Raw genomic sequence first — 12,624 nt, forward strand, 5'->3', positions numbered from 1 at the left:
CGAAGGCGGCCACGGCGCCGTCCCCCTGGAAGGTGTCCCGGCCGCCCCGGGGCCGATCAAGCACGACTGGCCGCTGTACGAGGTGTTCGTCCGCGGCAAGCGCGGGCTGAACCACGTGCACGTCGGATCGCTGCACGCGGCCGACGACCAGATGGCGCTGCACCACGCCCGTGACCTCTACACGCGCCGCAACGAAGGCGTGTCGATCTGGGTTGTGCGCGCCTCGGACATCACGGCGTCGTCGCCGGACGAGAAGGACCCGTTCTTCGCGCCCAGCGGCGACAAGGTCTACCGGCACCCGACGTTCTACGACATCCCCGAGGAGGTGCCGCACATATGAGTTTCGACAACGTGTACGAGGCCATCACCGAGGAGAACGACGCCCGCTGGGCGTTCGGCACCGGCTTCGATGACCCGCTGTCCGGAGTGGACACCTCGGTACCGTCCGGTGTGGACGGTGCTTCTCTGGCCGCCTACTGCCTGATGCTGGGCGACGACGCGCTGATCTTCTCCCACCGGCTCCAGGAGTGGTGCACGAACGCGCCGGAGCTGGAGGACGAGGTCGCCATCGCGAACATCGCCCTCGACCTGCTGGGCCAGGCGCGGCTGCTGCTGGCCCGGGCCGGCAAGGCCGACGGCTCCGGTCGTTCGGAGGACTCCTACGCGTTCCAGCGCAGGGAGAACGAGTTCCGCAACGTCCGGCTCGCGGAGCTGGGCGGCGGCCACTTCGGGCACCTGATCGCGCGGTTGTTCGTGTTCTCGACGTGGCGGCTGGCCCTGCTGCAGCGGCTGGTGACGTCGGTGGACCCGGTGCTGGCGGCGATCGCGGACAAGGGCGTCAAGGAGGTGACCTACCACCGCGACTACGCGGCGCAGTGGCTGGTCCGCCTCGGCGACGGCACGCCGTTGTCGCACTCGCGGATGCAGGAAGGCCTGGACGCGGTCTGGCCGTACGTGGGGGAGCTGTTCCGGACGCACCCGTCGGAGTTCGTGGACGCGGCGTCGTTGCGCCCGGAGTTCGATGCGGTGCTGGACCAGGCTCTTGCGGCGGCGACTTTGGTGCGGCCGTCTTCCGGCGAGGTGGCCGGCGTTTCGGGCCGGACGGGCCGTGACGGCATCCACACCGAGTCTTTCGGGTACCTGCTGGCGGAGCTGCAGAGCGTGGCCCGGGCGATGCCGGACGCGAAATGGTGACCGCGGCCGCGGTGGCGGCCACGGTCACCGACCCCGAGCTGCCGATGCTGACGCTGGCGGACCTGGGCGTGCTGCGCTCGGTGTCCGTGTCCGAGGGGCGCGTGGTCGTCGCGATCACGCCGACGTACACGGGCTGCCCGGCGATGGACACCATGCGCGACGACCTGGAGCACGCGCTGGTTTCGGCGGGCTACGCGGACGTCGAGATCCGGACCCAGCTGTCGCCGGCGTGGACGTCGGACTGGATTTCGGCTTCGGGACGGGAAAAGCTGGCCGCGGCGGGTATCGCCCCGCCGGGTGCGGCGCCCCGCCGAGCGGGCCCGATCCCGCTCACGCTGTCGGCACCGGTCACGCGTGTCTCCTGTCCGCACTGCGGTTCCGCGGACACCGAAGAGCAGTCCCGTTTCGGTGCGACGGCGTGCAAGGCGCTGCGGCGCTGCCGCGCGTGCCAGGAGCCGTTCGAACACGTCAAGGAGATCTGAGGTGGCGCGGTTCCACGAGCTGAAGGTGGCCGGGATCGAGCGGCTGTGCGACGACGCGGTCGCGGTGACGTTCGACGTGCCTTCTTCTTTGGCCTCCGAGTTCGCGTTCAAGCCGGGCCAGTCGCTGACGTTGCGGAGGTCGATCGACGGCCGCGACGAACGTAGGTCGTACTCGATCTGCGCCCCGGCGGGCTCCCCACCCCGGGTCGGCGTGCGGCTGGTGCCGGACGGGCTGTTTTCGTCGTGGCTGGTGAGCGAGGTCGGCGTCGGTGACACGATCGAGGTGGCCCCGCCTTCGGGCTCGTTCACCCCGGACCTGGCTTCGGGCGGCCACCACGTCCTGATCGCGGCGGGCTCGGGCATCACCCCGGTGCTGTCGATCGTGTCATCGCTGCTGAGGTTTTCGACGGCGACGGTGACGGTGCTGTACGGCAACCGCCGCACGGACACGGTGATGTTCGCGGACGAGCTGGCGGACCTGAAGGACAGCGCGCCGTCGCGGCTGGAGCTGATCCACGTGCTGTCCCGGGAGCCGCGCGAGGCGGAGCTGTTCACGGGCCGCCTGGACGTCCCGAAGCTGCGGACGCTGTTTTCTTCTTTGGTGCCGGTGTCTTCGGTGGACCACTGGTGGCTGTGCGGCCCGTTCGAGATGGTGTCGGGCGCGCAGGAGCTGCTGGCATCACTGGGCGTGCCTCCCGCGCGGATCCACCAGGAGCTGTTCTACGTGGACACGCCCCCGGCCCCGGTGGAGCATCTCGACCCGGCGGTGGCGGGGGAGTCGTCGGAGGTGACGCTGGTCCTGGACGGCCGGTCGACACCGATGACGTTGCCGCGGTCGACGTCGGTGCTGGACGGAGCCCAGAAGTTCCGCCCGGACTTGCCGTTCGCGTGCAAGGGCGGGGTGTGCGGAACATGCCGGGCCCGCGTGACGGAGGGCAAGGTGGACCTGCGACGCAACTTCGCCTTGGAGAAGGCGGAGGTGGAGGCGGGCTTCGTGCTGACGTGCCAGTCGTACCCGGTCTCGGAGACACTGACGGTGGACTTCGACGCCTGAGGCAGGGTTGTCCACAGGGGTGCTCGATTGTGGACAACCGGCCTGACCAGCAGCGTTCCCACGGGTTTTGTCGGCCGGCGCCGATAGAATGGATCTGGGGACGCCCCCCTGGGAGTGGCGGGGGCTGTGCTGGCGGGGGCTGTGCTGGCGGGGGCTGTGCCCGGCCGCTCCGGTCAGAGGATGCGGCGCCGTCGGCGGCGGGGTTTGGGCTCCGGGGTCTCCGTCACCTGGTCCTCCGGTGGGGTGCCGGGTTCCTCCGGCGCTGCTGCCATTCGAACCGCCGGATCCGTCAACCCCAGCATCTCCGCCGCCAGTTGCTGGGAACTCGCGAACATCCCGGTCGGGGCTTCCCGAGCCCGCCTCAGCGCTGCCGGGCGGAGGCGGTTGTAGCCCCGGACCGTCACCGGCCTGCGGGGCCTCAGCTCGTACGCCTTCTCCTCCGAAAGCTCCGCCGCCAGCTCGCGGTCGACCAGGATCGTGCCCGGCCGGGCCACCGACGTCAGGCGGGCCGCCAGGTTCACCACCGAGCCGTAGACGTCGCCGAAGCGCGACAGGATGCGGCCCGAGGCCATGCCCGCGCGGACCGACGGCAGGGTCTCGGCCGCCGAGGTGCGTTCCGTCAGCGTCAGGGCTATCTCCGCCGCGTCGACCGGGGTGTCCGCGACGAACAGGACCTCGTCGCCGATCATCTTCACCACGCGGCCGTGGTGCTCGGCGATCACCTCCGTCGCCAGCGTCTCGAACGCGTCGAGCACGCGGCTCAGCTCTTCTTCGTCGATCTGGCGCGTCAGCCGCGTGTAGCCCACCATGTCGACGAAACCGACCACCTCGGTGCGGGTTTCGAGGTGCTCGTCCGACGCGGCCAGCGCGCGGCCCGCGTACGCGGCCAGGTGACGCCGCCAGACGAAGTTCTGCACCCGCTCCAGCTCCGGCAGCAACCGGTCCACCAGCCGGGCGATCTGCCGCTCGCTGCCGCCCAGCTCCGGGTGCTCGGTGATCAGCGCCCACAGCATGTCGACCTGCCACTCGGCCAGCCGCGACAGGTGCTGGCCGAGCGCGCGCGTCACCGACACCTCGATGCTCGGGTCGATCAGCCCCGACTGGACCAGCTGGTCCGCGGTCCGCATCGCCTCGACGTCCGCGTCGGTGAAGACGACTTCGTCGTCGCGCACCGTCGCGAAGCCCAAGGCGCGCCAGAGGCGGCGTGACCGGTCGTCGGGCACGCCTGCCTTCTCCGCCACCTCGAGCCGGGTGTACTTCCGTCTGCCGCCGAGCAGGACGCGTTCGAGCCGCTGCTGCAGTTCCTCGCTCGAATCGGCCACGTCAGGTCGTGTGGACGATCAGCACGTCCACGCCGGACTTACGGGCCACCTCCGAGGGCACCGAGCCCAGGATCCGGCCGGCGATCGTGTTCAGCCCCCGGTTCCCGACCACCAGCAGGTCGGCCTCGCGCTCGCGCACCACCTTGCGCAGCGAGTCGACCGGATCGCCCTTCACCGCGACCGTGTCGATCTTCTCGGCGCCCGCACGTGCCGCGCGGTCCCGCGCCGACTGCAGGGTGTCTTCGGCCGGTGCCGAGCCGACGACCTGGTACGCCTCTTCGCCGAGGGCGTCCTGGGCCTTGTCGACGTCGGACTGGCTGGCCGGGTAGTACGCACACGCGATCACGAGCGTCGCGCCCGCGTCCCCTGCCACCGCCGCCGCCCGGTCCACCGCCGCGAACGAGGACTCCGAGCCGTCCGTGCCCACCACCACGGTCCGATATGCCGCACCCATGCGCAAAACCTCCAGGTGATCCCGCGTGAGCAGGGACGATGGCCGGCGGATACCGACCGCGCAGGCTCGTCCGCGCCCGTGTCGGGTGGAAGGTTACTCGCCAGTCGCTTTCTGCGCTCCGCTCGCCCGCGGTGCCTGCTTCGGCGCGGGTTTGGGGGCGGGCTTGGCGCCGGGCCGGGTACCGGGCTTGGGCTTCGGCACGTCGGCGGCGCGGATCCGGATCGTCTCCTCGACGTCGGTCACCCGGACCGTCTTCTCGGTGTCGTCCCCGGGCTTCTCGTCCTGGCCGGTCTTGCCGGTCTGGTCCGCCGTCAGGTCGGCCGTGATGTCCGCGGGCACCTTCACGTCGTCGCCGAGGACGGTGTGCGCCTCGGCCAGCACCGCCCGCGCCGCGCGTACCTGCTCGGCCAGCCCGCCGCGCACCTTCCGCAGCGCGTCGACCCGCTCGTTAGCCTGGGTGATCCGCCGGTTCGACTCCTCGGTCGCCGCCGTCACGCGGCGCCGCGCCTCGTCGGCGGCCTCCGCGAGCCGGGCGTTCGCCTCGGTGATCGAGTCCTGGCGGCGCTTGTTCGCCTCCGCGACCGACTCCCGCTGACGGCGGTCGATGTCGGCCTTCGCGGCCTTCTCCTCTTCGAGGACCTTCGCGCGGATGTCGGCGGCGTCCTGCGTGGCCTCCTGGACGCGTCGCGCGGCTTCGGCCTTGCTCGCCGCCTCCTGCTCGGCCAGCACCCGCATCGCCTCGGTGCGGCGCGAGGCCATCGCGATCTCGAAGTCCTCTTCGACCTTCGTGCGGCGGTCCGCGGACTCGGTGTCGAGCCGCTTGCGCTCCGCCTCGGCCTTGTCGGTGATCTCCTTGGCCTGCGCGCGGGCGTCCTCCAGCACCTTGCGGTGCTCCGCCTCCATCTCCTTGCGCCGCAGGTCGAGCTCGGTGAGCAGCTGCTCGTAGCGGGCGCGCATGGCACTCGCGTCCGTCTCCGCCTTGGCGCGGATGTGCCCGGCCTCGGCTTCGGCGCGGGCGCGGGTGTCGGCCGACTCGTCCTGAGCCAGGCGCAGCATCCGCTGCAGCCGCTCGGACAGGCCTTCGACGCTCGTCGGCGGCTGGGCGAGCCGGTCGACCTGCCCGCGCAGGTCCGCGATCTCGCCGCGCGCGATCTCCAGCTGGCGGGCGAGGTCGCCGGCCTGCGCGATGGCGGCGTCCCGATCCTCGGTGAGCATCTTGAGGTCGTTGTCCAGCCGCTCCAGGTGCTCGTCGACCTGCGCTTTGCTGTACCCGCGCTTCGCCACGTCGAAGCCGGCTCCCAGCGGCACAAGCTCCCGTTCATCGCCAAGGCTCATAGCCCTACCGTAGTCGCAGCCCGGTCACGGAAGGGTGAGCACCCGGGCCGTGCGCCGAACGCGCCGTCTGCCGCGGTGAAGGGAACTGGCGGATTCCCGCTGCTCTTCGGCGATTTCCGACGCCGGGAGCGAGACCACTCCCGGCGCCTTCGCGGCTCAAGCGCCGCGGAACGCGTTGATCGCGTCGAGGTGCTTCGCGCGCTTCTCCTCGTCGCGGACGCCGAGGCCTTCCTGCGGGGCGAGCGCGAGCACGCCAACCTTGCCCTGGTGGGCGTTGCGGTGCACGTCCAGCGCGGCCTGCCCGGTCTCTTCGAGGGGGTAGGTCTTGGAGAGCGTCGGGTGGATCAGACCCTTCGCGATCAACCGGTTCGCCTCCCAGGATTCGCGGTAGTTCGCGAAGTGGGAGCCGATGATCCGCTTCAGGTTCATCCACAGGTAGCGGTTGTCGTACTGGTGCATGTACCCCGAGGTGGACGCGCACGTGACGATCGTGCCGCCCTTGCGCGCGGCGTAGACGGACGCGCCGAACGTCTCCCGGCCCGGGTGCTCGAACACGATGTCCGGGTCCTCGCCGCCGGTCAGCTCGCGGATCTTCGCGCCGAAGCGCTGCCATTCCTTCGGGTCCTGCTCGGTGTCGTTCTTCCAGAACCGGTAGCCCTCGGCGTTGCGGTCGATGATCAGCTCGGCGCCGAGCTTCCGGCAGATCGCCGCCTTCTCGGGGCTGGACACGACACAGACCGGGATCGCGCCGCCGTTCAGCGCGTACTGCGTCGCGTAGGAGCCGAGACCGCCCGAGGCGCCCCAGATCAGGACGACGTCACCCTGCTTCATGTCCGCGCCGTTGCGCGAGACCAGCTGGCGGTAGGCGGTCGAGTTGACCAAGCCGGGGGAGGCGGCCTCTTCCCAGGTCAGGTGGTCCGGCTTCGGCATCAGCTGGTTGGCCTTGACCAGCGCGATCTCGGCGAGCCCGCCGAAGTTCGTCTCGAAGCCCCAGATCCGCTGCTCGGTGTCGAGCATCGTGTCGTTGTGCCCGTCCGGGCTTTCGAGCTCGACGTTCAGGCAGTGCGCGACGACCTCGTCGCCCGGCTTCCAGTTGTGCACGCCGACGCCGGTCCGCAGCACGACGCCGGCCAGGTCGGAGCCGACGACGTGGTACGGCAGGTCGTGCCGCTTGGCCAGCGGCGAGAGCTTCCCGTACTTCTTGAGGAACTTGAACGTCGGGATCGGCTCGAAGATCGACGTCCACACGGTGTTGTAGTTGATGGCGCTCGCCATCACCGCGACCAGCGCCTCGCCCGGCCCCAGCTCGGGGACCGGCACCTCGTCGACGTGCAGCGACTTGCGGGGGTCCTTGTCCCGGCTGTCGAGGCCCTCGAACATGTCGACCTCGTCCGCGCGCACGGTCACCCCGCGGTAGCTCTCGGGCACGCGCAACGACCCGACCGCGGCGGACTCGCCGTTCAGGATGGCCTGCTGGATCTCGCCGAGCTGCGTCATCGGTTCCTCCGCGGAGATGGGGGTCAACGGCGTTGGCGCCAGAAATTACCCGCCGGTAACACGCGCCCACAACTGTACGAGACGAGCGGCACCCTCACACGCCGAACTGTGACCCGAAAATCTTGACCGGCTGGCCAGTCAAGCGGATCATCGGCACTGGGTACACCCACCCGACCTGCAGTTTCGCCGACGGAGGTGAGCACGAATGAGTGAAGTCTCTACGCGCGCATGGACCCGGCCCCACGATTGGGCCGAGGTCGTCATCGGGGTGGTCGCGGCTCTTTCACCCCTTTGGCTGAGCACGGACACGACCGCGATGTGGACGATGGTCGTCCTGGGTGCCTTGATCGCTCTCGACGGCCTGGTCTCGCTCGCGATGCCGGGCATGGTCTACGGCGAAGGAATCCAGATCGCGCTCGGCGTGCTGCTGTTCATCGCGCCGTGGGTGATGGGGTACACCGAGTTCAACGGCGCGTCCTGGACGTCCTGGATCGCCGGCGTGCTGACGGTCATCGCCGGCGCGGCGGCGATGCCGGTCGCGAACGCCGCCCACCGCACGGCAGGCCAGCACTGACGCACCAGGAGGCACCGGAATGACCGAGGATTCGGCGAAGGAGCGCATTCTCTGCGCCGCCGAGGCGCTCTTCGCCGAGTCCGGCTTCGACGCCACCCCGACCTCCCGCATCGCCGAGCGGGCCGGGGTGCCGAAGGGGCTGGTGCACTACTACTTCCGGCACAAGTCGGATCTGCTCACCGCGCTCGTCGAGCGGCTGCCCGACGAGCGCATCGAGCCGGCCGTGGTCGTCGTCCCCGGCGACCTCGCGGGCAGCCTGCGGCGCCTCGTCCGCGAACTCGACCACCGCTTCAGCCGGTCACTCGGCCTGTCCCACCTCCTGTGGCGCGAGGCCGACACCCACCACGTCGTCCGCGACGCCCTCCACGAACGTTTCCAGGTCCTCGTCCGGCAGGTCCGCGCGGTGATCGTGGCGGCCACCGGCGGAGGGCTCCCGCCGGCCGATGTCGAACGGGCGTCCGGCCTGCTGGCTCGCGCGGTCAGCCACCGCCACGCCACGGCCCGGCACTCCGAAGACGACCTGCCCGCCGAGTTCGACGGCGAGCTGACCTTCATCGCCGACGCGCTGTCCTCCAAGGCGGCGCCCGCCTGACCCGGCCGGCGTGCCGTCCGAGGCACGCTCGGCTCGGGTACCCGCCCGGTTCCCGGCGCCGGCGCGGGGGTTTCGCCATGCCGGAACCCTTGCGCCGGAACGGGCCGGCCGCGCTCAGTGCGCGGCGCCGTCCTTCGCCGGCTCCACCAGCTCCACCAGGACGCCGCCGGCGTCCTTCGGGTGGACGAAGTTCACCCGGCTGTTCGACGTTCCCCGTTTCGCCTCCTCGTACAGCAGGCGCAGACCCTGTTCACGCAGGGCCGCCGCCGCGGCGTCCACATCGGACACGCGGTACGCCAGCTGCTGCAGCCCCGGGCCGCTCTTGGCCAGGAACTTGCCGATCGCCGAGTCGTCGCGCAACGGCGCCAGCAACTGGATCTGCGTCTCGGTGCCCGCCGTGCCGGGCGCGCGCAGCATCGCCTCCCGCACCCCCTGCTCTTCGTTCACCTCCTCGTGCGCGACTTCCAGGCCGAAGTGCGCGCGGTGGAACTCGATGGCCGCGTCCAGGTCCGGGACCGCGATGCCGACGTGGTCGATGGCCGTCACGAACGGCCGCAGGGCGTCATTCATGGAGGCAGGATAGGGGGCCCGCGCGCCGCGCCGAGCCGGAACGTCGCGTGCCCCGCCTCACACTGGCTCCATCAAGAAGCCCTGCTCCCGGGTATGGTCGGGAAAACTGCCCATGCGCCGATGCTTGGAGGACGCCGTGTCCGGTTCCGTGATCCTGGGTGCCGCCCGTACGCCGATCGGGCGCCTGCTGGGCTCCCTCAAGGACTTCACGGGGGCTCAGCTGGGCGGGGTCGCGATCAAGGCGGCCCTCGAACGCGCCGGGGTCTCCCCGGACGCGGTGCAGTACACGATCATGGGCCAGGTACTGACCGCCGGCGCCGGCCAGATCCCGGCCCGTCAGGCCGCGGTCGCCGCGGGCATCCCGATGAGCGTGCCCGCCCTGACGATCAACAAGGTCTGCCTCTCCGGCCTCGACGCCATCGCGCTCGCCGACCAGCTCATCCGCGCCGGCGAGTTCGACCTCGTCGTCGCCGGCGGCCAGGAGTCGATGACCCAGGCGCCGCACCTGCTGCCGAAGTCCCGCTCCGGCTTCAAGTACGGCGACACCACGCTCGTCGACCACATGGCCTACGACGGTCTCTTCTGCGCCTTCGACCAGGTCGCCATGGGCGCCTCGACGGAGAAGTACAACTCCCGCTACGGCATCACCCGCGAGCAGCAGGACGCCTTCTCCGCGCGCTCCCACCAGCGTGCCGCCGAAGCCATCAAGAACGGCTACTTCGCCGACGAGATCGCGCCGGTCTCCATCCCGCAGCGCAAGGGCGACCCGGTCGTCTTCGACACCGACGAGGGCGTCCGCGCCGACACGACCGCCGAAGGCCTCGCCAAGCTGCGCCCGGCCTTCGCCTCCGACGGCACCATCACCGCGGGTTCGGCCTCGCAGATCTCCGACGGCGCCGCCGCGGTCGTCGTGGCGAGCCGCGCGAAGGCCGAGGAACTCGGCATCACGCCGCTCGCCGAGATCGGCGCGCACGGTGTCGTCGCCGGGCCCGACGCGAGCCTGCACGAGCAGCCGTCGAACGCCATCCTCGCCGCGCTGGCGAAGGCGAACCTGACCGCCGACGCGCTCGACCTCGTCGAGATCAACGAGGCCTTCGCGGCGGTCGGGCTCGTCTCCACCGAGAAGCTCGGCCTCGACCCGGAGAAGGTCAACGCCAACGGCGGCGCCATCGCGCTCGGCCACCCGATCGGCGCCTCCGGCGCGCGGCTCGCCGTGCACCTCATCCACGAGCTGCGCCGCCGCGGCGGCGGGCTCGGTGCGGCCGCGCTGTGCGGTGGCGGCGGCCAGGGTGACGCCCTGCTGCTGCGGGTGCCGTCCGCGTAAGTGGCCGGACCACTCGACCTCGACGACCTGGTCGGCCGCGCGCGGGACGGGCAGCCCCGTGCCGTCGCGCGGCTGCTGTCGCTCGTCGAGGACGCCCACCCCCGCGTCGCCGAGATCGCGCGGGCGCTGACCCCGCACACCGGGCGGGCCCGGGTCGTCGGGCTCACCGGGCCACCCGGCGTCGGCAAGTCGACTTCGACGTCGGCCCTGCTCACCGCGTTGCGCGCGGAGGGCAAGCGGGTCGGCGTGCTCGCGATCGACCCGTCTTCGCCGTTTTCCGGCGGTGCGCTGCTCGGTGACCGGATCCGGATGACCGAGCACGCCACCGACCCCGGCGTGTTCATCCGCTCGATGGCCACGCGCGGGCACCTCGGCGGACTTTCGTGGGCGACCCCGCAGGCGGTGCGCGTGCTCGACGCTGCCGGCTTCGACGTCGTGCTGATCGAGACCGTCGGCGTCGGGCAGTCCGAAGTGGACGTCGTGAAGCTGGCCGACACCACGGTGGTGCTGCTCGCGCCGGGTATGGGCGACGGCATCCAGGCCGCGAAGGCCGGCGTGCTCGAGATCGCCGACGTCTTCGTCGTGAACAAGGCCGATCGCGAGGGTGCCGACGCCACGGTGCACGACCTCAAGCAGATGATCGCGCTGGCCCGCCGGGAGATCCGGGGACGCGCCTGGCGCCAGCCGATCGTGCGGACCGTCGCGGCGAAGGGCGAGGGCATCGACGAGCTCGTGCAGGCTCTGTCTTCGCACCATGACTGGCTGGTGGCGCACGACGAGCTGGCACGGCGCCGGGCGGCCCGGGCGCGCGACGAAGTCGAGGCCATCGCCGTGCGGCGGCTGCGGGCCGAGCTGGCGGACCTGCGCGGCGGGGGACGGCTGGCCGGGGTGGCCGAGCGGGTGGTGGCCAGGGAGATCGATCCGTTCGCCGCCGCCGACGAGCTGATCGCCGATCTGCGAAGGTGACGCGCCACCGCGCAGGAGCCTCAGTATCGCCGCCGCGATCCGTTCAACCGCAACGATTCCTCGTCGACGCGCCATGACTTCCTCCTCCGTGTGCGGCACTTTGCCGCGTGATCGACAGCTTGCTCGGGGGGTCCGACAATTTCCGGGTCCCGGCGCCGCGATTCACCCGACCGGCTGACACGGGCGACTTTCGCCGGTTCTGGCTGTCGGTGGTGGCGCCTAGACTGCGGGGCGCTCCGGAACCGGGCGATCACTGGGAGGGCGTGCAGGATGAAGAAAACACTCGTCACCGCGCTGGCGGCGGGCGCGTTGTTCGTGGCGGGCAACGGCGTCGCCACGGCGGCCGACGCTCCGCCGAAGACGACTCACGGGCCGTGCCAGTACACCGAAACCCCCGACGAACCGCCCGCCCGGCCGGTGCCGCTGCCACCCGACCCGCGGCACACGCCGAGCCACGGCAAGGTCGACGTCGCGATCCCGACCAGCCAGGGCGCGCTCCCGCTGCGGCTCGACCGCGCCGAGGCGCCGTGCACCGTGCAGAGCTTCCTGCACCTTGCGCTGCACCGCTTCTACGACCACACGGTGTGTCACCGGCTCACCGCGTACCCGACGTTGAAGGTCCTGCAGTGCGGTGACCCGACCGCGACCGGCGAAGGCGGGCCGGGGTACAAGTACAAGGACGAGCTGCCGGTGGACCTGCCGCCGGCGCCGACCGACCCGACCGGCGCGCGGCGGGTGTACGCGCGCGGCCTGCTCGCGATGGCCAACGCGGGACCGGACACCAACGGTTCGCAGTTCTTCGTCGTGTACGGCGATTCCGCGCTGCGGCCCAACTACACGGTGTTCGGCACGGTCGGGCCCGAGGGCCTGAAGACGCTCGACAAGGTTGCCGCCGGCGGGATCCAGCCGACCGCGGAGGACCCGGCGCCGGTCGACGGCACGCCGGTGCTGCGGACGGAACTGCTCCGCGTCCGGCCGGGCTGCTGGTTCTGACGGTGACCGCGGGCCACCCTCCGCGGGTGGCCCGCGGCATCACGTGTGACTGGCCGGGCATCGCACGTGATTGAAGGGGCATCACGTGGAGTTGCCCCGTTGAGGCGGACACGGGGTTTTCAGGCAGCGTGGGCCTGAGCGTAGTTGGTTCGGGTTTCGGCTGGGGTGTGGTGACCGATCGTTGAGTGCAGCCGGTGGTGGTTGTAGTAGCGCAGCCAGGTGAACACGTCCTGGCGCGCCTCGCTTCGGGTGCGCCAGATCGTGGTG

General features: G+C 71.2%; 15 protein-coding genes. 9 read left to right on the forward strand and 6 right to left on the reverse strand.

The genetic code is table 11. The annotated features are described in order from the left end of the window. Positions 1-55 precede the first annotated feature (55 nt). The 4 genes from paaB to paaE are packed head-to-tail and all read left to right on the forward strand — an operon-like array spanning position 56 to position 2,730. Positions 56-340 carry a 1,2-phenylacetyl-CoA epoxidase subunit PaaB gene (gene paaB, locus CF165_RS26725; RefSeq protein ID WP_043792750.1) on the forward strand — a complete coding sequence of 95 codons (285 nt, stop codon included), beginning with the start codon at positions 56-58 and terminating at the stop codon, positions 338-340. After that, the gene (gene paaC, locus CF165_RS26730; RefSeq protein ID WP_093950327.1) at positions 337-1,194 is read left to right on the forward strand and encodes a 1,2-phenylacetyl-CoA epoxidase subunit PaaC; all 858 of its coding nucleotides are present in this window, start codon (positions 337-339) and stop codon (positions 1,192-1,194) included. Before paaB ends, paaC begins: the two co-directional genes overlap by 4 nt. Further along, entirely contained in the window at positions 1,188-1,676 is a 489-nt protein-coding gene (gene paaD / locus CF165_RS26735) for a 1,2-phenylacetyl-CoA epoxidase subunit PaaD (protein WP_093950328.1), read from the forward strand. The genes paaC and paaD overlap by 7 nt, the downstream gene beginning before the upstream one ends. Before the next feature lies 1 nt (position 1,677). After that, complete coding sequence (paaE, locus tag CF165_RS26740; RefSeq protein WP_093950329.1) at positions 1,678-2,730, forward strand: 1,2-phenylacetyl-CoA epoxidase subunit PaaE; 1,053 nt, start codon at positions 1,678-1,680, stop codon at positions 2,728-2,730. A gap of 173 nt (positions 2,731-2,903) precedes the next feature. On the opposite strand, the gene CF165_RS26745 is transcribed toward paaE, so the two are convergent. The 4 genes from CF165_RS26745 to ccrA all read right to left on the reverse strand — a co-directional run bounded on the left by CF165_RS26745 (position 2,904) and on the right by ccrA (position 7,338). Then, positions 2,904-4,052 carry an adenylate/guanylate cyclase domain-containing protein gene (locus tag CF165_RS26745; protein ID WP_093950330.1) on the reverse strand — a complete coding sequence of 383 codons (1,149 nt, stop codon included), beginning with the start codon at positions 4,050-4,052 and terminating at the stop codon, positions 2,904-2,906. Between the two features lies 1 nt (position 4,053). After that, a complete protein-coding gene (locus CF165_RS26750) occupies positions 4,054-4,506 on the reverse strand; it encodes a universal stress protein (protein ID WP_093950331.1) in 453 nt (150 codons plus the stop codon). Positions 4,507-4,599: 93 nt separating this feature from the next. Continuing rightward, on the reverse strand, positions 4,600-5,814 hold the full coding sequence (locus CF165_RS26755; RefSeq protein WP_093950332.1) for a coiled-coil domain-containing protein: 1,215 nt from the start codon (positions 5,812-5,814) through the stop codon (positions 4,600-4,602). Positions 5,815-5,997: 183 nt separating this feature from the next. Then, on the reverse strand, positions 5,998-7,338 hold the full coding sequence (ccrA, locus tag CF165_RS26760) for a crotonyl-CoA carboxylase/reductase (protein ID WP_093950333.1): 1,341 nt from the start codon (positions 7,336-7,338) through the stop codon (positions 5,998-6,000). Between the two features lie 205 nt (positions 7,339-7,543). Between ccrA and CF165_RS26765 the strand changes: the two genes are divergently transcribed. Beyond that, on the forward strand, positions 7,544-7,912 hold the full coding sequence (locus tag CF165_RS26765) for an SPW repeat domain-containing protein (protein ID WP_071831581.1): 369 nt from the start codon (positions 7,544-7,546) through the stop codon (positions 7,910-7,912). Between the two features lie 19 nt (positions 7,913-7,931). Next, positions 7,932-8,504, forward strand: coding sequence for a TetR/AcrR family transcriptional regulator (locus CF165_RS26770; RefSeq protein ID WP_093950334.1), 573 nt, complete (start codon positions 7,932-7,934; stop codon positions 8,502-8,504). Positions 8,505-8,618: 114 nt separating this feature from the next. On the opposite strand, the gene mce is transcribed toward CF165_RS26770, so the two are convergent. Then, positions 8,619-9,074: a methylmalonyl-CoA epimerase gene (mce, locus tag CF165_RS26775; RefSeq protein ID WP_093950335.1), complete on the reverse strand. Its 456-nt coding sequence runs from the start codon at positions 9,072-9,074 to the stop codon at positions 8,619-8,621. A gap of 136 nt (positions 9,075-9,210) precedes the next feature. Here mce and CF165_RS26780 point away from each other — a divergent pair, with 136 nt between their 5' ends. From CF165_RS26780 to CF165_RS26790, 3 genes are all read left to right on the forward strand, one after another. Next, complete coding sequence (locus tag CF165_RS26780; protein WP_093950336.1) at positions 9,211-10,398, forward strand: acetyl-CoA C-acetyltransferase; 1,188 nt, start codon at positions 9,211-9,213, stop codon at positions 10,396-10,398. Further along, positions 10,399-11,364, forward strand: a complete 966-nt coding sequence (meaB, locus tag CF165_RS26785) for a methylmalonyl Co-A mutase-associated GTPase MeaB (protein ID WP_093950337.1) — start codon at positions 10,399-10,401, stop codon at positions 11,362-11,364. It begins immediately after the preceding gene. A gap of 270 nt (positions 11,365-11,634) precedes the next feature. Then, positions 11,635-12,357 (forward strand): peptidylprolyl isomerase, encoded by a 723-nt coding sequence (locus CF165_RS26790; RefSeq protein ID WP_093950338.1) that lies wholly within the window; start codon positions 11,635-11,637, stop codon positions 12,355-12,357. A gap of 119 nt (positions 12,358-12,476) precedes the next feature. Here the strand turns inward: CF165_RS26790 and CF165_RS53840 are convergent, their stop codons facing one another. Then, positions 12,477-12,617: an integrase core domain-containing protein gene (locus CF165_RS53840; RefSeq protein ID WP_205660986.1), complete on the reverse strand. Its 141-nt coding sequence runs from the start codon at positions 12,615-12,617 to the stop codon at positions 12,477-12,479. Positions 12,618-12,624: the final 7 nt, after the last annotated feature.

Origin of the sequence: Amycolatopsis vastitatis (genome assembly GCF_002234595.1) — a bacterium.
GTDB lineage: Bacteria > Actinomycetota > Actinomycetes > Mycobacteriales > Pseudonocardiaceae > Amycolatopsis > Amycolatopsis vastitatis.